Origin of the sequence: Paenibacillus sp. 1011MAR3C5 (assembly GCF_003591485.1) — a bacterium.
GTDB lineage: Bacteria > Bacillota > Bacilli > Paenibacillales > Paenibacillaceae > Pristimantibacillus.
The window spans coordinates 17,769-37,582 of sequence record NZ_QZCF01000013.1; the positions used below are offsets into that span (position 1 = coordinate 17,769).

A 19,814-nucleotide genomic window follows, 5' to 3' on the forward strand; every position below is an offset into this window, starting at 1 on the left:
CTTGCCAAATGAACCCCACAGAAATTGGATATGTATAAACCAGTCCATTACTCAGTATCCGTCATATCCGCACTCTGTATCACTAGACTATCTTTGTGCTTCACATATACAATCGCAATAGGAAAACTTGAGGGAGACCCCTTCCCACCTTCCAGTACTCTGACTTCACGTGCACCGAAAACGTAATAGTCACTATCTAATAATTCCTTGATCATTTTGGTTATTTCAAAACTGAATCTAACTCTTTCACCGGATTCAAAATCGCTTAGTAAATCTCCAAAATCATGCAGATATTGTAGAAAGCCTGAAATCAATTCAACCTCAGTCTCATTTTTGGGTTCATCATGGTCAAATTCATATCCCATTGCTCTATCCAAAATATTAATGATTTCTCTTCCGGTTGTAATTCTAGGTAACTTTTCAGGAATATTCTCCTTGATTCTTTTAATTCTCGGAGGTTTGTCTTCTTGGTGGTCAAGGCTTTTAGATACCCAAAGCTCATGGTTTACTTTAAGTTGTTTAATAATATCTTCGGTAAACGTCTCGGGTTGATCATCAATCATCTTATGATGAATACGACATAACAGAATTAAGTTCTCATAAGTATCTATTTCATCTTTAGGGCGGTTTGGATCATGTCTAGGCCCATTCCTCTGTCCAGAAATAATATGGCATTCCTCACCGACAATTGACGAATCATCTTTTTCAGTCTCATCAACAATTAGTATTTGCTTACATATGGAACATCTATTTCCCGATCTACCCCATAATATCTTTCTAGTCTTATCTGAGATCGACATGGGATTTTCGCTGACCTCCCTTAAATATGAGTTCGACTAATGTCCTACACTTTAGAGACTTTTATTATTTCACCTCTAGTTTCTTAATGGAACACGTAGCTCGCCATTAGTTCAATAATACCACGAATTTGGAAAACATTGTCGCATTTGGTCGTACAAAAATCCCCCTAGAACCCACCTCTAGGGGGATTAGCATATTTTTATAGTACCTTCCTCCAACACTATTACAGGCTTTTACATCCTTCTTGTTACAAATTTTAGCTGTCACTTATGGCACCGTTCCCCCGATTAATCTAATTGCCCCATACATCTGCTCCACCAGCACCAGCCGCATAAAACATCTGGTAAACCGAGCGGCGTAGGTACGCAGCGGAAAAATGGTTTTAGATGATGCCACCGACATCTATGAAAGACCTACTAAAGACTGTAATTGTAATAACTCGATGTTCCATAATCGTATAATGAAATTGATTTATTCTTTACTTCTCCACTAAAATGGCATGACTGCCCATAATCATATCCTTCAAACTTAAGTCCTTTTATTTTAAGTTCAATATGGTGGCTGTCACCATAATGGTATAAATCGTATTTTGAACTTCCATGATTTCCTGAAACATGACAACTATTTTCGTAATCATATACCTCAACTTTACTATCATCTATCTTACCATCAATGCTGATGTATCTAGATTGCGAATAGTCATACACCGAACCTGTTTTAACACCTGAAATAATCCTTCCAGCGATATAAGCAACAGCTGCCCTTGTATGATTTTTCATTGAGATTCCTCCTATTTTTAAATGTTTTATTGGTGGTTTCGTTCATCGTTCATATATTCACGACGTCCATTGCCCTTAGATAGCTCTTATCTTAGGAGAATGGATGTGTCCGCAGCCTATACTTCCTGAAGAACTTCTGTGGACCTAGAAACGAAAGGATCGATGAGCGAATATGGTGTTATGTGATGCTCACTGCTTCATTGGGATACTTTCAATTATTATTGATTTTCTTCATTATTATTAAATATCTTTCTGAACCCAATAACAATTCACTATAAAAGAACATGTACTGCATGTGATAACTCATATTAAAACTACTCTTGTGATACTTTATTAAATGGTCTACATATTCTTTATAAAAGTTCTTTATCCGCTTTTCTGTCTTTATTGTGTCAAGATAGTTTGATAATTCTATTAGTTTTTGTTTAGTATATTCCAGTACATCCCGAATTTCTTCTTCTGTTAATTTCTCATATGCTTCTGATCTGGAGTTCCAATGGTTATCGAACACTTCGCGGTTTTCATTTAAGATGAAGTATATTGGTTTGACTAATTCTCTTTCTTGTTTCAACCTATGCATTTCGAATGCATTTTTTAATTTCCGAATAATGAGACATCCCACCTCATTTAAAGATCTACTATGCTCTTAGGGAGTTTCACATAACATCGTATTCACGAGCTTAGTAAATACCTTTGTTACAATCTGGTATTCGAAACCGCTCACCTTGTCTAATCTTACCACACAAGTGGGAAATAGTGGATATATTTATAGTTACATGGAACTAGAAAACCTCTGAAACCAACGGTGTCAGAGGCACGTTACCCCACGTTTTTATTTCCTTGACAACCCAAATTTCGCCGTCACTTATGGCACTACTCCCCGTTTTAATTATTTGCCCGATACACTTGCTTCAGCAGAGCACATGCATTCGATTAGTGCGGGAAGGTCAGTCCCGATTTCAACGAGAGGCTGGGCAAATGGCAGCTTTTTAAGCGGAGCCGCTTCCATTGACAATATAGCGAAAGGGCTTTTCCTTTGTCTGGAAAAGCCCTCGGTCAGAGACACGTGCCTTCGTTTATCATTTAAACGTAATAAGACAATTTCAGAATCCACCTTTTGCAGAGCCTCATTGTACCCTCAAAAAAATAGGCGGATTGCAGCTCTTTACAGACTATACGGTAGTACAGCTTTATTTGATAAATATTTCAGTTATAACCTTAGGCTTCCATACTCTACCTACTTCTACATCATCCCTAATGCGCCCAGAATACACCCCAAGAAATTTTGTTACCATTGATCCTCCGATTAAATGACGCCCATCGGCTGTCGAATACCCACTTGAGATTCTAAGAATCACTGGTGACCCCGACATCCCACTTCGTGTTGTTGCATCAATTAGAAACATTCTTCGTCCTTCGTAATCCACCATCGGGTCTGAGGCTATATGGCCTGTCTTCCATATTGGCCAACCAGTGGAAGACAATCCTAATGGAAATCCAATAATGGATGTTAGTATTGCTGGTCGAAGCACTACATCAGTATTTATCAGATTAAAATCCAATGGATATAATGAAATATCATTTTTTTTAGTTACAGGAATAGCTTACAGCTAGAGTGTTTTGCTAACGGTCAATCACTTGGGTTTGCTACTGGCTTTGTCCCCATTCTTGTTTTATAGTGCGAGTCCCTCATACTATAATTAATTAAACAGTTTGTCCAAACTCTTGCTACAGCAGTGTTCATACCATTTGATTTCATTAGCTATAGTCGAAAATCATCAGGTAGTCAGGAAAAACGCCTTTAAATTTCACCAAATTTCGCCCTACTTATGGTACGGTTCCCCCCGATTAATCTTCACCGCCCTATAAACCTGCTCCACCAGCACCAATCTCATCAGCTGGTGCGGCAAAGTCATCCGCCCAAAGCTAAGCTTCTGCTGGGCGCGCTTGAGTACCGAGGGAGCAAGACCATTGCTCCCTCCAATAACAAAAGCCACGTGGCTGCGCCCATACGTGGCTAACTTATCGAGCTGGTCCGCGAGATCCTCGCTGGACCAGAGCTCGCCATCGAGCGCGAGCGCGATGACGTGGGCGTCTGGCTTCAGCTGCGCCAGAAGCCGCTCCCCCTCACGCTCTCGCACTTGCAATTCTTCCGCCGGACTCATCGTCTCCGGCGCCTTCTCATCGGGCACTTCCGTGAGCGTAAGCTTCACGTAAGGCCCGAGCCGCTTGGCATATTCCGCGATGCCAAGCGTCAAGTACTTCTCCTTCAGCTTCCCGACGGACGCTATCTGAATATGCATATGAGGCCCATCCCTCTACCTATTTTTTGTACACTAACAGAAGTGGGCAGACGCTCTCTCTCACCTTTACAAGCAGCTCGTCTGCTCCATCACTCCAGCTGTCTTCATCTTTCCCGTCACGCTATACCACCAGGAACGCCGCAGCATCCTCGCAGAAGTCGCACTTGCGCGGCGGGTCCCAATCCGCGAATTGCGTCTCCTTCAGATCGACCACATCCGGCGCATCCTCGTATTCGTCTACAAAACGCTCCAATGCCTTCTCAATACACGGTTTACATACACAATACATAGCTGATTCGCTTCCTATTCTTCGAGAGTATAAGTGCTTATTCGACTTCTTCCAGCATAGCAGAACAGGCCCTTTTCTGTGAAGAAAACATTTTGTTAGCAAGTCACATGAAGAAAGCATGTGGCGCCACCCCTACCGCTACACCGACCGCACAAAGCTGCGCATGTTGCCGAACCCAGCACCCCGCCCCTCATCCATCCTGTATATCCAACCCTTAGTCTATGTAGACAGGCAAAGCCTATTCCAACAATCCGGAACACAAGTCTTCACCTAAATATCCGCTCCAAAAAGCAGCACACTCATCTATTTCTTCACATGAGTCTTCGCCGCTGTTGGCCGCCAGTTGATCATCTTGATCAGTTGATCCTGCATATAGGCAGGCGTATACTGAAAGCCGCCCTCAATCCAGTGGAACACAAGGCCCATGAGCGCATGGATGCTGTACACCATCATCAGCTCGCGGTTGATGGACTCCGTCTCCTGCTCCAGCTCCTCGCTGGACAGCTTCTTGATCGCCCCGAACATCTTCTCCTTGATAACCGGCAGCACATCGCTGTGGAACAGCGTCGTATACACCGGCGCACGGTCGTGAATATGCTCAAAGATCTTCACCGAGTTCGCCGTCAGCTCATCCACCCGGAACACATCCAGATCGCCATACGGCGCACGGAACGACTCAATCAGCTCGTCGATCAACTCCGAGATGACTTCGTCAAGCAGCCCCTCCTTGTTCTCATAGTGGGTGTAGAATGTCCCCCGGTTATAATTGGCCCGCTCCACGATCTCCGTAATCGTGATAGCCGAGAAGCTCTTCTCCGACATAAGAGTCAGAAGCGCATCCCTGAGCGCCACCTTGCTGCGCGCAATACGCCTGTCCGCCATAATATTTTCTTCCTTCCACAAAAAAGTAATCAACAACCGTGCGTGTTTTGTCTGTTAACGTACAAATGAAAACGTTTTATATATTGTGGCAATCTGCCTTATTGTATATATTGATCTTAACACCTGTTCGCTATTATACAAGTGTTAAAATTCCGCCTCACAGGCGCATAGCCGTAGTCCATCAAGAACCATACTAACTCTTTAAGAGGAGGACTCTCACATGAAACTTAATGGCCAAGTAGCCGTCATCACAGGCGCAGCATCCGGCATGGGCAAAGCGACAGCCCTGCTCTTCGCAGCAGAAGGCGCGAAGGTGATCGTATCTGACCTGTCCGCCGATAACGCCGCAGTCGTCGTGCAAGAGATTGAAGCGAAGGGCGGTACGGCCATCGCCGTCGCTGCCAACGTAGCCAAAGAAGAAGACGTGCAAAATCTCATCGATACAGCCGTAGACACCTACGGCACGCTCGACATCCTGGTGAACAACGCCGGCATTATGGACAACTTCGTGCCAGCCGCCGATCTGACGGACGAGCTGTGGGATCGCGTCTTCGCCGTCAATACGACAGGCCCGATGCGCGCGATTCGCAAGGCGCTCCCAATCTTCACCGCGAAGCAAAGCGGCGTCATCGTCAACGTGGCATCTGCTGGCGGCCTGTACGGCTCCAGAGCCGGGGCCGCGTATACCGCAGCCAAGCATGCTGTCGTCGGCCTGACCAAGAACGTCGGCTACCAATACGCGACGCAAGGCATTCGCTGCAATGCGATCGCTCCAGGCGGCGTAGCGACGAATATTAGCACCACCATCAATTCGCCGAACCCGTACGGCATGGAGCAAGCCATGAAGGGCATGGGCCTCAACCCGCGCACAGGCGAGCCGGAAGAGATCGCCAAGGTTGCTTTGTTCCTCGCCTCCGACGACTCCAGCTTCGTGAATGGCACAGTTGTCACAGCCGATGCCGGCTGGACGGCCTACTAATCGATTCGTTGCTGCGCTAATGCGGAGATTCATTGCCTAACCTCAGCTCATAACAAAGCCGGAAGGCCCGTCACAAGACGCGCCTTCCGGCTTTATTCATATGCGCTTACTCCTCCGGAACCTGCTCCTCCAGCTTCAGCTTCACAGACTGCAGCTCGCCGTCCCGGTAGAAGGATACCGTAATGTCTTCACCAATCTTTTTCTTGCTGTATAAGTACTTGCGCAGCTCCATCGTGCTGCTCACCTTATAATCATCCAGCTTCACGATGACGTCGTTGAACGTCAGCCCCGCTTCTTTGGACGGGCCTACTGCCTCCAGCACGATTACACCTGACAGTACCTCATCCGGCAGCTGAATGGCTCCCGATCCGCTTGACTCGCCGCTCTTCGGCTCTCCGCCGCCCTCTTGCTCATCCTCGAACATCTTCTCCAGATCCTGCTGCTCCCAATACTGCTCCAGATCCATCGTATAGACACCGAGATAAGGACGAGGCACATAGCCTTTGCTAATCAAGCTCTCCACGATCGGCATCGCATTGTTGATCGGAATCGCATAGCCGATGCTCTCGACGCCGAAGTCGGATATCTTCATGCTGTTGATGCCAACCACACGGCCGTTCAGATCAATCAACGGTCCGCCGCTATTGCCTTGGTTGATCGCGGCATCGACCCGGATCACTTCCTGCTCCCAGTCAATGACGCCGTTCTGATTCAGTGATACCGGAATCACTTCCTTGATGACGCTGACGACACCCATCGTGATCGACTCGCCCATGCCAAGCGGATTGCCGATCGCCATGACGAACTCCGCAGCACGCAGCTCTGAGGAGTTACCAATCTCCGCCACCGTATCGATGCCCTTGGCGTCGATCTCCAGCACCGCCAGATCGGTAATCTGATCCATGCCGACGACGCGAGCCTCGCGCACCTCGCCAGTTGTCAGCACCACTTTCACCTTCTCCGCATTCGCCACCACATGATAGTTCGTTACGATGAACGCTCTTCCGGCCTTCTTCTCTATAATCACGCCCGAGCCGACGCCTGCCTCGCGCAGGACACCCGAGCCTTCGTCTCCATTCTCCAGCCGCTTGCCGCCAATTCCGAGTCCGAACATCTGCTCATTGATGACACTGACTACCGCCGGCTTCACCTTGGCCGTCGCCACAATCGTGCGCTCTGAAGGGTCGCCTGTTGCCGTCAGATGGACCGGCGCCGATCCGCCGCCCCCAAAGCCGCCGAAGATCAGTCCGAACAGGAGGGCCGCAGCTACGGCACTCGTGAAAGACGAGATGAACGCAACACGCAGATTAGACCACTTGCGCTCAGTACTCCCGCCGAAAGATACCCGATGATCGTCCTGCTGGCTCTTGCGGACGGTTCGCCTGGACACCTTGGTCGAATAAAAATCGTCGTCGAATATGCTCACCCGGGAATCTCTCCTCTCTCTTTCGAACCTTGCGGCAAATTTCATAATCTAGGAATGTTTTCGGAAGAATTGACTAAAATAATAATAGATTCAAAGCCTGCTGCTCTACATTTTTTTCAAGAGAGACCGCTTACGCGCAAATTTCGGTATAAAGGAGAGATTCACGATGAAAACAAAGCCGTCCCAAGCATGGGAACACGTACAGCTTGCTGCCAAGCTTGCCGATCTGAAGGAGGAGCATTACCGCACCGTTCTCACATTAAGCGCCATGCTGGAGCTGTTCATAGAGAAGGGCATCCTTAGCCGAGAAGAGCTGGAGAGCAAAGCCGAAGCGCTGGACGCGCAGCTGGAATCGCTTATTTCCGCTTCACTTCGTCCCATGGGGTAGGCTTGTCGTGATACGTCTTGCGCAGAGGAAATTCATCCTGTTTATAAAATATTCCGTGGTTCTCCAATATAGAATTGACCGTTAGCATAGCCAGGTCCATTTGATTATGATCCAGGCTGAGATGCGCCAGATAGACACGCTTCGTTCGGTCCGTCATCAGCTCGATGAGCGCTTCGCCGGCTGCCACATTGGACAGATGCCCGACGTCGCTTAGGATACGCCGCTTAATATTCCACGGATAGCGGCCCATGCGCAGCATCTCGGTGTCATGGTTAGACTCTAGCACGAGCACATCGGAATCCACGATCTGGCTTCTGACTTTCTCGCTCACATAGCCGAGATCCGTCGCGAGGCTCAGCTTCTCTCCTTGCTCCTGGAAGCAATAGCCGACCGGCTCCGCCGCATCATGCGAGATCGGATACGACTGCACGCGCATCGAACCAAAGTCCAGCGCCTCACCCGTCTCCATAATAACCCGCTTCTCCGCAGCGATCGTCCCGACATGGCGTTCCATTGCACCCCAAGTCGCTTCATTGGCATAGATCGGAAGCTCGTACTTGCGCGCGAAAGCGCCGAGTCCCTTAATATGATCGGAATGCTCATGCGTCACGAACAGGGCGTCCAGATCATGTCCGGCAATGCCCCGCTCCCGCATCAGCTCGTCCAGCTTCTTCATGCTAAGGCCCGCGTCTACTAGCACCGTCTTCTCGCTGCTCTGCACGATCGTCGCGTTGCCGGTCGAACCGCTGGCCAATACTGTAAATCGAAGTCCCAAAACGTCCAGTCCTCTCCCATTGCCTCTCTCGAAGCTACCTACATTGTAACCTCGATTGCGTCCAATTTCCCCTGTTGTTTTCTGGCTATCCGAATGAGAGTCAGCCATACGGCAATTAACCTGCCATTCTATCAGATGCCTGACTCTATCAATCATCGTAAAAGAGGAAGAGAGAAGACCCACAACACGATCCTGCCCAGATCCATCATGGCCTCTAGCCAGGTTATCGTGCCGGTCCTCCTATCTCTATACCCTCTTCCGGTCATCTCGCAACATCTATGATCCATCTATTGTATGAATCTCTTATATAGACAGCTGCCGCTGCTCTATTACGCTGCATACTAAGCATAACATGGCAGCGCGCCGACAGCTATGCCGCCGGCGACTCAGAACCCGCTTCCTCGTCTGCGCCTTCTGTCGCAACCTCGCCGCTGATCGCATGGACATAATACACCTTGCCATCCCCCAGCATGACGCGCCAGGTCGGAGCCGACACTTGCTTCTCGGAGTCGAAGATCTGGCCATGATAACCAAGCTGAATATCGGCAATCACTGAGCCTTCGTCCAGGTAAGTCTCAATCAAGGACACGACAACCTTCGCCGATCCGATCACTTGCTTCTCTTCGCCGTGGCCAATCGCCTCTACACGATCCTGTTGGAAACCGGTGATTTTCCGGTTGCTTGTATACAGGAGCTCTAGCTTCACATTGAACATCGGGCGTCCGTCAACCATACGATGCATGACAAATACGCCATCCCGGTCACTGTGCAGATCATATTCATAATCCTCAATATCCGGGATCTGACCGCCCAATGCTTTCACCAGCTCTGCCTTGGTGAATATGAGTGCGCTATCGACCGGCTTCTCCAGCTTCTTCGGCAACGACTTATGATCCGATTGAAGCAAATACGTCAGGTCACTCAGCTTCGGCGTTCCGGCAGGCAGATTGGCAGTCAGCGAGATGCGTTTCTGCCCCATGAGCTGCACCTTGTCCGCAGGCAGCTCCGCAGAGTTCACATTGGCGTTCAACTGCTCGCTAATATCCACCCACAGCTGATAGCCGAGAAGGACATTCAGCATCAGGAACGATATGATCAATACACTTTTCGCTCGACCCCAATCCACTTGCCTCCACCTCCTCTATCAGCCTTATGATCTGGCCCGCAATAATTCCGGGTCACCCTGCTCTTCTGTGTCCGGTACATGCTCCTCCGGAACCTCTGCCTGCTCTTCATCCTCTGCTCCGCTCGGATCATCAGGCGGGCTGTCGGGATCGTCTGGATCAACAGGCTCTTCGTTATTCTCTGTCTCCTGAGGAGGCAGCACAGCAGAGCCAGTCCCGGGCCCATCGCCAGGAGCGGTGCCTTGCTCCGCTCCTGCGCTGGTCTGTTCTTCCTGACCACCCGTCGCATCGGCATGACCTGGCTGGTCCGTATGAGCGTCAGCGGTGCCATTCCCTGTATTCGGCTCAACCGGCTGCTCCCCTTCCGTAGCTTCCAGAAGCACAACCTCGGAACCGTCGGTCAGCTTCACCACCCATACAGGGATGAACTTCAGCCGGTTTTCCTCCAGCAGTACCGCTCTCAGCGCCGGGAATAACGCGGTTACCTCGCCGCGGCGTGGATAACGCTCCAGCGTCTCCTCCAGCCTTGTCCCGCCCTGCAGCCAGCGCGGCTTGCGCGACTCCGTCTGCGCACTGAGCGTAATGAGCGACCGCGCATATTCCGTCACTACCCCTTGCTGCAGCGTCAGCCGGATATGGCCGTACCGGAACGCCAGGTTGTCGATGACCGGATATTGATCAATATATTGTCTGAACGTCACATATTTCTTCTCTTGCTCCGGCGTCGAGCTTATCAGCCGATGCGTGCCGTCCCAGCCGCCATGCTGATTGATAAAGTCCACCGACGCATAGACGTTCTCGCTAAGCGGCGTATCGCTGCTGATCGTGGCAGCCGGATTCGTATAGTTGATCCACATGCCGTCCTGCTCGACCTTAAGCCCTCTCTTCCCGTCTGTGAAGATTTGCGAGCCGCTGCGATCCTCGAAGGAGCGCGTCGTGCTGGAATCGAAGGGCAGGCTGCGCTGCATCTGCTCCGGCGAATACGTCTCGTACGGGTAGATCAGCTCCGTCGCCATAATCGGCTCCACCGGAATGTAGAGGCCGTCTGCCGTCATGCGGTATTGCGGCAAATGCGCCCCGAAACCGACATAGTCCTGCACATCCCTCACTGTCAGATCGGCCCTTACAGATTCATAGACGACATGCTCCTCGCTGCTGAAGAAGAATGTTCGGATCTCTTCCGTATCGGTCGTCTTGAAGATCCAGATCTTGTCGATCTTATCACGAAGGAACAGCAGGTCTCCCTCCATCTTCAGCAGCTTCTGCAACAGCTCGACCGATATGCCGTCCGCAAAGCGGAGCTCGATGCCAATCGAGTCCTTGCGCACCTCATCCCAATCCAGAATGCTCGCCGTACTGCGCTGGAAGCCCTTGAACTCCCTGCCGACAATACGCTGGTTCAGGATCATCTCGTAGAACTGCGTGCCGGGATAGATAACCGTGTGCTTGTCCTCGCCCATATGGATAATTAGTTCCTCCGGGAAGATGACGCTCTCCACGCTTGTCGTCTTGCCCAGCGGCTCCGCATTGACGTAATCCTGATCGCTTCTCACAGTAGCGCCCAGACCCGGCATGCTATAGGCCAGCAGATAACTCTGCAGGAGGCTGAGCACGACCAGAACAATAAGTATAGCTGTCTTCGCTTTCTCCATCATTCTGTCTCGCCCCCTTCCTGCAAGAGCGGCAGTGTGAATGATACCGTCGTGCCTTCATTAAGCTCAGAGGCTAGCAGGATCGTGCCGCCATGCGCCTTTACGATTTCCCGGGCAATCGATAATCCCAGACCTGTGCCGCCCATATTACGGGAGCGCGCCTTGTCTACGCGGTAGAAGCGGTCGAAGATACGCGTCAGATCCTTCTTCGGAATGCCGATACCGGTATCCTTCACGCTGATCTCCAGCAATCCGGTATCCTCCACCTTGCGGGCGGCAATCTGGATGGAACCGCCGTCAAGCGTATATTTGATCGCATTGGAGATGAGATTGTCCAGCACCTGATCGATCTGGTCCCGGTCGAGCCAAGCCTTCTTCAGTCCCCGCTCGACATACACATTCGCCGTAATCGATTTCTGAAGCAGCTGGAAGGAGAAGCGGTCTGCCACCTCGTCCAGCATCTCATGAATATTCGTCTGTCTTCGTCTAAGCGGAGCTTGATTGGAGTCCAGTCTGGACAGATGAAGCAGGTCGGTAACGAGCCTGATCATCCGTTCCGTCTCGTTGCTAATGACGCCGACGAATCGTTCGGACAGCTCCCGCTCCTCCAATGCCCCGTCACCAAGCGCCTCCGCGTAGCTCTTGATCGTCGTAAGCGGCGTCCGCAGCTCATGCGATACATTCGCGACGAATTGACGGCGCGACTGCTCCAGCTTCTCTTGCTCCGTGACATCCTGCAAGACGGCGATCGTACCCGTAATGCCCTTGTCTCTCCGATGAATCGGCGTAACCGTCAGCTTCAAGAGGCTGTCATCATGGCCCTCCGTCTCCGCGTGGTCGCGGTTAATGAGCAAGGTACGCCCGCGCCCCGATTGCAGCTCCGCCAGCTTCTCTGGCGATAGCCCCAGCAGATCGGCCAATTCCACACCCTGGAACGTCTCGACATCGAGCAGCTCCAGCGCCCGGCGATTCCAGACGATAATGCGGCCACGCTCGTCGGCGGCGACCACTCCGTCACTCATATTGGAGAGGACCGACACCAGCTTCTCATTCTCCTCTTCATTCGCCGAGAGCGCTTCCTTCAATCGAATCGTCATGTCGTTAAAAGCCATACTGAGCCGCCCGATCTCGTCATCCCCAAGGACAGGCGCCTTCAGATCGAATCGCCCGTCGGCGACCGCTTCCGCCTGTCGCGTAAGGCCTTGAATCGGATTCGTAATCGTATGGGCGAGCAGAATGCCGAGCACGCCTGTCAGACCAAGCGCGATCAGCGTACCGGAGAAGAAGATTTGATTGACCCGATTCACCGTTTCGTACAGCTCCGTCATGGAAGCCACGACATAGACAGCCCCTACGACCTTGTCATTGTACGTCACAGGCAGCGCAATCATCTTCTTGCGCGTATTGTCCTCATCGATAATCTCTTCTTCATTATCGGGAATATTCTGAAGCGCACGGCTGACCGCCAGCGACTTGTTCTTCTGCCCGATATAGGATTGATGGACCTGCAGCGAGGTCGCCACGACCTTGCCGTTCGCATCCAGCACCTGAACCTCGGCGCCGCTAATACTGAACAGGTTGCGGACGACGAGATTCAGATCCTCCGTCGTATTGTCGGTGGAATCCCCTTCCGATTCCATGTTCGGCAGCAGGCTTGGCGCCGCGAACTTGGACAGGATATCGGCCTGCTCCTTCAAGTTGTTCGTGAAGCTCGTAATGAGCGAGTTCTTGACCGTGCTGATAAAGTAAACGCCGATAAGCTGCATCGCTACGAGAATAAGCAGCAGGTAGATGATGACCAGCTTGACCTGAATCGTGCGGAAGAAGCTCCGCGCCTTCATCCGTTACCGAAGCCTCCCGACTTCGCGTTGCGCATCATGTAGCCTAAGCCGCGTCTAGTCATAATATATTCCGGACGGCTAGGGTCGTCCTCGATCTTCTCCCGCAGACGACGGATCGTCACGTCCACCGTCCGTACGTCGCCGAAGTATTCGAAGCCCCATACCGCTTGCAGCAGATGCTCGCGCGTCATCACCTTGCCGCTATTGCGCGCCATATAATAGACAAGCTCGAACTCCCGGTGGGTCAGGTCCAGCGGCTCGCCATTCTTGTATACGACATACATATCCGTATCGATAAACAAATTGAACAGCTTCAGGCCAGACTGCTCCGACTGCCCGTCCTGCTGGCTGTCCGAAGCGCCATCCGAAGCTTGTCCGCTCTTATTCTGACGGCGAAGATGCGCCTTCACCCGTGCCAGCAGCTCCCGCGTGCTGAACGGCTTCGTCACATAGTCATCTGCACCCAGCTCAAGGCCGAGCACCTTATCAATCTCCGTATCCTTTGCTGTCAGCATGATGATTGGCATTTGCAGCTTAGTGCGCACCTCGCGGCACACATCCATACCATCCTTCACCGGAAGCATCAGATCCAGCAAGATGAGATCCGGCTGCTCCTCGAATGCGAGACGCACCGCTTCCCCGCCATCGAAGGCGCAGATGACCTGATGGCCTTCCTTCTCCAAATTAAATTTTATAATATCCGCTATCGGCTGCTCGTCATCGACCACTAATATTTTTCCGTGCATCGTTACACCGCCTGTCGCTAGTCCTAGTTATGTCTCTATTCTAACATATCAAGGCGCAGCCTACACAATCAAACTCCGAATACACCACCAATGATATGCCCATAAATTGGATTGCATATTTCGGAAGAAATTACGATTTTTGAAGCAACTATAAAGCCGATTCATGCGTTTATCTAATATCGAAAAAAAAAGCACAGCCCGGACCTAGTGTCCAAGCCATGCTTCTTCGCCATTATTCTGCCACGCATAAAAAGTATATTATAAGTACTTCATCGGATTCTGAGGTACGCCTTTCTTGTGAATCTCGAAGTGCAGATGCGTGCCAGTGGAGTTGCCTGTATTGCCCATCACGCCGATCTTGTCGCCCTTCTGTACTTTCTCGCCCTTCTTCACGCTGTAAGAGCTCAAATGCCCATATAACGTCTTGAAGCCGTTCTGATGATTAATAATAATCGTCTTGCCCGTGCCTCTTCTCGATTCGACAACTTCTACAATACCGGAATCGGATGCCAGAATGCTCTTATTGCCGATAAAGTCGATGCCGGAATGCAGACGGCCCCAACGTTGGCCGTACTTGCTTGTAATACGGTAATTCTTCACCGGGATGGCGAACTTGCCTGTCCCCTCACCGAGTACGACCATAGTGCCTTTCTCAACAATCTCCGAGATGGGCTCTACGATGACTTCTTTATTCATCAATTCCTCGGTTACAACGTAACCGTTCTGTTTCACAATTTCATACGTCAGACGCTGCGTGCCTTCGACACCTTGTCTGATCACCTTCGATTGGCCAACTCTAATCTTGTCGTTCTTGCGAACTTCGACAGGAGCTGCAATCTTCTCCAGCTCAACCAGGCTCTCGACCGTACGGACGGTCAGCTCCGGCTGGAGCACCGTCAGATCAAGCTCGTCACCGACGGTAATGCGGTCATCCTCGATCCACGGGTTGTTCTCGTAGATCACTTGAGGAGAAATATCGAATTTCTGTGCGATACAACCAATGCAGTCGCCCGCTTGCACGACATATTTGGTAGGCTTCGTACTGCCGTCGATAATCTTCTTGTAGATCTCTTCTCCCTCGGCAATTTCCGTAGGGCTGATATCAACGCTAGCTACCTGAACTTCCTCTACGAACGATACTTCTGTTACCACTTTGCCCGGCTCGGTATGCTCCTTGGCATCCTCCGTCTCCGACGCCTCGACCTTGCCGTCCTTGTTGTAGGATAGCGTCGTAACCGTCTTCGCTCCTTTTGCCGCCGCAGCGAGCTCTGGAGCAAACTTGCTCTGAACGCGCTTCAGGATGCTGTCGGCTGTTGCCTGATCCTTCACGACGCCGATGACCTTGCCTTCAATCTTCACCTCAACGCCAACTGCATGGGATGTGAACATACTCTCCAGCTTAGCAAGTGTCGCATCTGTCTCGGGGACCGCTTTAAAGGCACTATCGCTTTCGTATGTAATATCACCTGAATCCAGCACCATCGTAACATCCGGATTCGCTTGCTGTACTTTTACCGCTGCTGCGTCAACCAATTGATCAACCGCGCCAGGGTTCTCTACTGTTCCTACTGCTTCGCCATTCATATATACATGATAGAATTGGAATGTGTTGCGTTCAACGTATTGTGTATATTGCTGATAGCCGATAATGCCGGCAACCGTGAGCAGTACTGCCGCCCCGCCGATGATTTGCGTCGACTTCTTCCGCCAAAGTGGGGTAGATACGATCACGTCAGCCGCTTGTTGCTCGGTCTTACCTGTCAAGTCTTGCGAGTTCGTACGTCGAAAGTACTGAGTAGTTCGTTCCCATACTTTCTTCATACGACTCATGTCCCTGAAACCGGTCATGATAGTCTCCTTTTCGCACTTCTGCTGAGAGATTTGCGAGTTCCAAACAGAAAAAAGACGAATTCTCCTGTCGGATCACTCGCCTAATACTTTATCACAGCCTTTACAATAGGGGCAACCTTTGCCATGGTAACGTAATATTAATATTTTTTCAGAATCTCCATCATTTGCTCGTATTCCGACTTGTCGAGATGCTGTGCCATAATCTGTTGAACGCTCGTCAGCTCCTGCTCCGTAAGTCCTCCTTCCATATATTCAGAGATTTCCAGCCAGGACTCCGGAGGCAGCTTCGTCATTAATAATTCGAACAATAGCGACTTATCCTCTTCGCTCATCTCATCCTTCGCCGATGCAATATCGTCGGTTGTCACCGCCGTCTCCGCGCCATCGATTTCGACCTCGGCTCCAGTCTGACCCGTTCCTTCCTGTACACCATCTACCGGATCGCCGCCTTGACCGCTCCCCGCGCCAGGCTCCTCCTCGATCCCGCCGAATACTTCCTTCGCAGCCGGCTCCTGCCCGTTATTCGCGCTGCCGCTCTCTTGCTCGGGTTCTATGTCGGAAGCCAATAGGGGATCGCTGCCCCACAGCTTGCCCCACACACCGGACATCGCCATAGGCGGCACTTCGACGGGCAATTCGAACTGCTTCAGCACCGATTCGACATAGCTAGTCACAATATATCCCGTCGTCCAGATTGACAGAAAGCTGAGGATCAACCCCGCTGCTACGATCTTGCCAATCCAAGCCAAACTCTTCCATACCATTCTCCCTCAACTCCTATCCGTTATCTATCATTATGGTCAAGGATCGAGAGAGGCATTCCTCTTAGGAGGTCAGCAGACAAAAAAATAGCGCCCCGGATCGCTCCAGAGCGCTATGCCTGCGATTATTCTATTCGTAGATTGGACGAACCGGATTCGTCTGCTCGCGGTTGCGGCCGACCGAGAAGATGGCGATCGGAATGCCTGTCAGCTCGGAGATACGGTTCAAGTAGTTCAGCGTGTTCTGCGGAAGGTCTTCCAGCTTCTTCGAGCCGGAGATATCCTCCGACCAGCCCGGATACTCCTCGTATACCGCTTCGCATTCCGACAGCATCTTCAGGCTTGCCGGATAGTGCTCGATGATCTCTCCGCGGTACTTGTAGCCTGTGCAGATTTTCACCGTATCCAGACCCGTCAGTACGTCCAGCGAGTTCAGGGACAAGCCTGTAATGCCGCTTACGCGGCGCGCGTGACGGACGACAACCGTATCGAACCAGCCTACGCGGCGCGGACGTCCTGTTACGGTGCCGTACTCATGGCCTTTGTCACGGATAATTTGGCCGATCTCGTTATCTTGCTCCGTTGGGAACGGGCCATCGCCTACACGTGTTGTGTACGCCTTCGCCACCCCGATTACTTGCTGAATCTTCGACGGTCCTACTCCGGAGCCGATGCAGACGCCGCCTGCGGACGGATTGGACGACGTAACGAACGGATACGTGCCTTGGTCGATATCCAGCATGACGCCTTGCGCGCCTTCGAACAATACTTTCTTGCCAGCGTCGATCGCATCGTTCAATACAACGGAAGTATCCGTGACATATGGACGCAGAATCTCTGCGTAGCCCAGATAATCGCTCACGATTTGGTCAGCGTCAAGCGGCTCGCCACCGTACACTTGCTGGATCAGGTTGTTCTTCTCCAGCATTACGCTGCGTACACGAGTCTCGAACTCCTCAGCGTCCATCAGATCGCTGATGCGGATGCCGTTACGTGCGGCTTTGTCCATATAGCAAGGGCCGATACCTTTGCGCGTTGTGCCGATTTTGTTGTCGCCCTTGCGGTCCTCTTCCAGTGCGTCAAGCACCAGGTGATACGGCATGATGACATGCGCGCGGTCACTGATTTTTAAGTTGGTTGTCGAAAAACCATTGTCATGAATATAGTTAATTTCGTCGATCAGCGCTTCCGGATTAATAACCATACCGTTGCCGATGACGCAAGTTTTATCATGGTTAAAGATGCCCGATGGAATCATCGTCAGCTTATACTTTTTGTTATCGATGAGAATGGTGTGTCCGGCGTTGTTTCCTCCTTGGTAACGAGCAACAACGTCAGCTCCCTCTGCTAGGAAGTCGGTGATTTTGCCTTTCCCTTCGTCTCCCCACTGCGTACCGACTACAACTACCGTAGACATAATCATACCCCCGTCCGATGTTTTCGAACATCGAAAATTACCGTCCCTGCAGCTCCTTTAACGCGGCGCTCGCCAGAAGACAGCATTATTAGTGTAGCAGTCTCACCTGCAGAAGTCAAACGAAAAACGAACAATTGCACAGTCGCCCATGCAATTGTTCGGATATTACGAGGCTTGTGACGGATCCTGATGGCTCCGGTCCAAGCTTACGAATTTATTGTAGTTTTTGAGGAAAACCAGCTCGACGGTGCCGACCGGACCGTTACGCTGCTTGGCGATGATAATCTCGATGATGTTCTTCTTCTCCGATTCCTTGTCATAGTAGTCGTCCCGGTACAGGAACGATACGATATCGGCATCCTGCTCGATCGAGCCGGATTCCCTAAGGTCGGACATCATCGGACGCTTGTCCTGCCGCTGCTCGACGCCCCGGCTAAGCTGCGACAGCGCGATAACGGGAACTTCCAGCTCACGCGCAATCTGCTTCAGCGTACGGGAAATTTCGGATACTTCCTGCTGGCGGTTCTCGCCAGCCTTGCCGCGTCCCTGAATGAGCTGCAAGTAGTCGATCAGGATCATGCCTAGTCCGCGTTCCTTCTTCAGTCTGCGGCACTTCGCGCGAATGTCGGCGACAGTAATGCCTGGCGTATCATCGATGAAGATCTGTGCCTCTGACAAGGCTCCGATCGCCATCGTCAGCTTCTCCCAATCGTCGCCTTCCAGGTTGCCTGTCCGCATGCGCGTCGCGTCGACATTGGCCTCGGCACAGATCATCCGCTGTACAAGCTGAGCCGCTGACATCTCCAGGGAGAAGATCGCGACGGTCTCCTTCGCCCTGACGCCCACGTTCTGGGCGATATTCAGTGCGAAGGCAGTCTTGCCGACGGAAGGACGCGCCGCCACGATGATAAGGTCGCTTCGCTGGAAGCCGGCCGTCATCCGGTCGAGATCGACGAAGCCCGATGGAATGCCCGTCGTTCCGCCCTTGTTGGCATATAGAAACTCGACCTTCTCGAATACCTCCATCAATACATCCCGAATGGAGATAAAGCCGCTGCTGGACCGCCGGTTGGAGATCTCGAGAATCTTCTTCTCCGCATCGCTCAGCAGAACGCCGACATCCTCAGCGTTGGCATAACCATCGGTGACGATATTAGTTGCGGTACGGATGAGGCGCCGCAGCATCGATTTCTCTTCAACGATCTGGGCGTAATAATCGACGTTCGCCGCAGTTGGCACGGCATTGGCGAGCTTCGCCAAGTAGCTGACGCCGCCAATTTCCTCCAGCAGCCCTTGATCCTGGAGATGCGCCGTAAGGGTGACTAGATCGACCGGTTGATTGCTCTCGCCCAGCTCAATCATGGCTTCATATATTCTTTGATGTCCGCTGCTGTAGAAATCCTCGCTCCGAATCCGCTCCATCGCCGTAATCAATGCTTCCGGCTGGAGCAGAATCGCACCGATGACCGCTTGCTCCGCTTCCACGTTTTGCGGCGGAACCCGGTCGAACATCGGCTCCATACTCATCGTGCGCCTCTCCTTTCATTTATATACATTGCTAAAGTAGTCAAAAATCAAATAGCTGGGCATAAACGCTGCGAGAGGGGATTATTCCTCCGATCGCTGTTGTAGACGGAATCTCTCATTTTCTTCAACCGCTAAGCGGTTAGAATCCGTCTACAAAGGCGAACACTTCATTTCTCCGGAACAATCCCCTCTTCTCCGCGCGTACCCGCACGCCGAGCTTTTTTAATACATCAAGCCATGAATAATGGCTTCAAATGAATTTTCAACTGAACA

17 protein-coding genes are annotated in these 19,814 nt (G+C 51.3%); 2 read left to right on the plus strand and 15 right to left on the minus strand.

Annotation, left to right across the window (positions count from 1 at the left end; translation table 11 throughout):
• Positions 1-47 precede the first annotated feature (47 nt).
• From D3P07_RS25195 to D3P07_RS25220, 5 genes are all read right to left on the minus strand, one after another.
• Entirely contained in the window at positions 48-800 is a 753-nt protein-coding gene (locus D3P07_RS25195; RefSeq protein WP_119803557.1) for an HNH endonuclease, read from the minus strand.
• 417 nt (positions 801-1,217) lie between these two features.
• Positions 1,218-1,580: a hypothetical protein gene (locus D3P07_RS25200; RefSeq protein ID WP_119803559.1), complete on the minus strand. Its 363-nt coding sequence runs from the start codon at positions 1,578-1,580 to the stop codon at positions 1,218-1,220.
• Positions 1,581-3,403: 1,823 nt separating this feature from the next.
• The gene (gene rlmH, locus D3P07_RS25210) at positions 3,404-3,883 is read right to left on the minus strand and encodes a 23S rRNA (pseudouridine(1915)-N(3))-methyltransferase RlmH (protein WP_116048373.1); all 480 of its coding nucleotides are present in this window, start codon (positions 3,881-3,883) and stop codon (positions 3,404-3,406) included.
• A 121-nt stretch (positions 3,884-4,004) separates the two neighbouring features.
• Positions 4,005-4,172: a CxxH/CxxC protein gene (locus D3P07_RS25215; protein ID WP_119803563.1), complete on the minus strand. Its 168-nt coding sequence runs from the start codon at positions 4,170-4,172 to the stop codon at positions 4,005-4,007.
• A 303-nt stretch (positions 4,173-4,475) separates the two neighbouring features.
• Complete coding sequence (locus tag D3P07_RS25220) at positions 4,476-5,054, minus strand: TetR/AcrR family transcriptional regulator (RefSeq protein WP_119803565.1); 579 nt, start codon at positions 5,052-5,054, stop codon at positions 4,476-4,478.
• Between the two features lie 220 nt (positions 5,055-5,274).
• Here D3P07_RS25220 and D3P07_RS25225 point away from each other — a divergent pair, with 220 nt between their 5' ends.
• A complete protein-coding gene (locus D3P07_RS25225) occupies positions 5,275-6,033 on the plus strand; it encodes an SDR family oxidoreductase (protein ID WP_119803567.1) in 759 nt (252 codons plus the stop codon).
• 106 nt (positions 6,034-6,139) lie between these two features.
• Here D3P07_RS25225 and D3P07_RS25230 read toward each other — a convergent pair whose 3' ends face one another.
• Positions 6,140-7,459 (minus strand): S1C family serine protease, encoded by a 1,320-nt coding sequence (locus D3P07_RS25230; protein ID WP_119803569.1) that lies wholly within the window; start codon positions 7,457-7,459, stop codon positions 6,140-6,142.
• Positions 7,460-7,625: 166 nt separating this feature from the next.
• On the opposite strand from D3P07_RS25230, the gene D3P07_RS25235 reads away from it, so the two are divergent.
• Complete coding sequence (locus D3P07_RS25235) at positions 7,626-7,847, plus strand: hypothetical protein (protein WP_119803571.1); 222 nt, start codon at positions 7,626-7,628, stop codon at positions 7,845-7,847.
• Here D3P07_RS25235 and D3P07_RS25240 read toward each other — a convergent pair.
• From D3P07_RS25240 to dnaB, 9 genes are all read right to left on the minus strand, one after another.
• The gene (locus D3P07_RS25240; RefSeq protein WP_119803687.1) at positions 7,816-8,622 is read right to left on the minus strand and encodes an MBL fold metallo-hydrolase; all 807 of its coding nucleotides are present in this window, start codon (positions 8,620-8,622) and stop codon (positions 7,816-7,818) included. The two genes, D3P07_RS25235 and D3P07_RS25240, sit on opposite strands and share 32 nt — an antisense overlap.
• A gap of 370 nt (positions 8,623-8,992) precedes the next feature.
• On the minus strand, positions 8,993-9,748 hold the full coding sequence (gene yycI / locus D3P07_RS25245) for a two-component system regulatory protein YycI (RefSeq protein ID WP_119803573.1): 756 nt from the start codon (positions 9,746-9,748) through the stop codon (positions 8,993-8,995).
• A gap of 24 nt (positions 9,749-9,772) precedes the next feature.
• A complete protein-coding gene (locus D3P07_RS25250; RefSeq protein ID WP_119803575.1) occupies positions 9,773-11,401 on the minus strand; it encodes a YycH family regulatory protein in 1,629 nt (542 codons plus the stop codon).
• The gene (gene walK, locus D3P07_RS25255) at positions 11,398-13,239 is read right to left on the minus strand and encodes a cell wall metabolism sensor histidine kinase WalK (protein ID WP_119803577.1); all 1,842 of its coding nucleotides are present in this window, start codon (positions 13,237-13,239) and stop codon (positions 11,398-11,400) included. The genes D3P07_RS25250 and walK overlap by 4 nt, the downstream gene beginning before the upstream one ends.
• Positions 13,236-13,985, minus strand: coding sequence for a response regulator YycF (yycF, locus tag D3P07_RS25260; protein WP_119803579.1), 750 nt, complete (start codon positions 13,983-13,985; stop codon positions 13,236-13,238). The genes walK and yycF overlap by 4 nt, the downstream gene beginning before the upstream one ends.
• Before the next feature lie 258 nt (positions 13,986-14,243).
• Positions 14,244-15,833 (minus strand): M23 family metallopeptidase, encoded by a 1,590-nt coding sequence (locus D3P07_RS27820; RefSeq protein ID WP_119803581.1) that lies wholly within the window; start codon positions 15,831-15,833, stop codon positions 14,244-14,246.
• A gap of 140 nt (positions 15,834-15,973) precedes the next feature.
• A complete protein-coding gene (locus D3P07_RS25270; RefSeq protein ID WP_119803583.1) occupies positions 15,974-16,600 on the minus strand; it encodes a hypothetical protein in 627 nt (208 codons plus the stop codon).
• A 127-nt stretch (positions 16,601-16,727) separates the two neighbouring features.
• Entirely contained in the window at positions 16,728-18,014 is a 1,287-nt protein-coding gene (locus tag D3P07_RS25275; RefSeq protein WP_119803585.1) for an adenylosuccinate synthase, read from the minus strand.
• 165 nt (positions 18,015-18,179) lie between these two features.
• The gene (gene dnaB, locus D3P07_RS25280; protein ID WP_119803587.1) at positions 18,180-19,541 is read right to left on the minus strand and encodes a replicative DNA helicase; all 1,362 of its coding nucleotides are present in this window, start codon (positions 19,539-19,541) and stop codon (positions 18,180-18,182) included.
• Positions 19,542-19,814: the final 273 nt, after the last annotated feature.

Coding starts and splice junctions, on each gene's coding strand:
- D3P07_RS25195 (WP_119803557.1), bottom strand. CDS start 800: ATGTCGATCTCAGATAAGACTAGAAAGATATTATGGGGTAGATCGGGA.
- D3P07_RS25200 (WP_119803559.1), bottom strand. CDS start 1,580: ATGAAAAATCATACAAGGGCAGCTGTTGCTTATATCGCTGGAAGGATT.
- rlmH (WP_116048373.1), bottom strand. CDS start 3,883: ATGCATATTCAGATAGCGTCCGTCGGGAAGCTGAAGGAGAAGTACTTG.
- D3P07_RS25215 (WP_119803563.1), bottom strand. CDS start 4,172: ATGTATTGTGTATGTAAACCGTGTATTGAGAAGGCATTGGAGCGTTTT.
- D3P07_RS25220 (WP_119803565.1), bottom strand. CDS start 5,054: ATGGCGGACAGGCGTATTGCGCGCAGCAAGGTGGCGCTCAGGGATGCG.
- D3P07_RS25225 (WP_119803567.1), top strand. CDS start 5,275: ATGAAACTTAATGGCCAAGTAGCCGTCATCACAGGCGCAGCATCCGGC.
- D3P07_RS25235 (WP_119803571.1), top strand. CDS start 7,626: ATGAAAACAAAGCCGTCCCAAGCATGGGAACACGTACAGCTTGCTGCC.
- D3P07_RS25250 (WP_119803575.1), bottom strand. CDS start 11,401: ATGATGGAGAAAGCGAAGACAGCTATACTTATTGTTCTGGTCGTGCTC.
- walK (WP_119803577.1), bottom strand. CDS start 13,239: ATGAAGGCGCGGAGCTTCTTCCGCACGATTCAGGTCAAGCTGGTCATC.
- yycF (WP_119803579.1), bottom strand. CDS start 13,985: ATGCACGGAAAAATATTAGTGGTCGATGACGAGCAGCCGATAGCGGAT.
- D3P07_RS27820 (WP_119803581.1), bottom strand. CDS start 15,833: ATGACCGGTTTCAGGGACATGAGTCGTATGAAGAAAGTATGGGAACGA.
- D3P07_RS25270 (WP_119803583.1), bottom strand. CDS start 16,600: ATGGTATGGAAGAGTTTGGCTTGGATTGGCAAGATCGTAGCAGCGGGG.
- D3P07_RS25275 (WP_119803585.1), bottom strand. CDS start 18,014: ATGTCTACGGTAGTTGTAGTCGGTACGCAGTGGGGAGACGAAGGGAAA.
- dnaB (WP_119803587.1), bottom strand. CDS start 19,541: ATGAGTATGGAGCCGATGTTCGACCGGGTTCCGCCGCAAAACGTGGAA.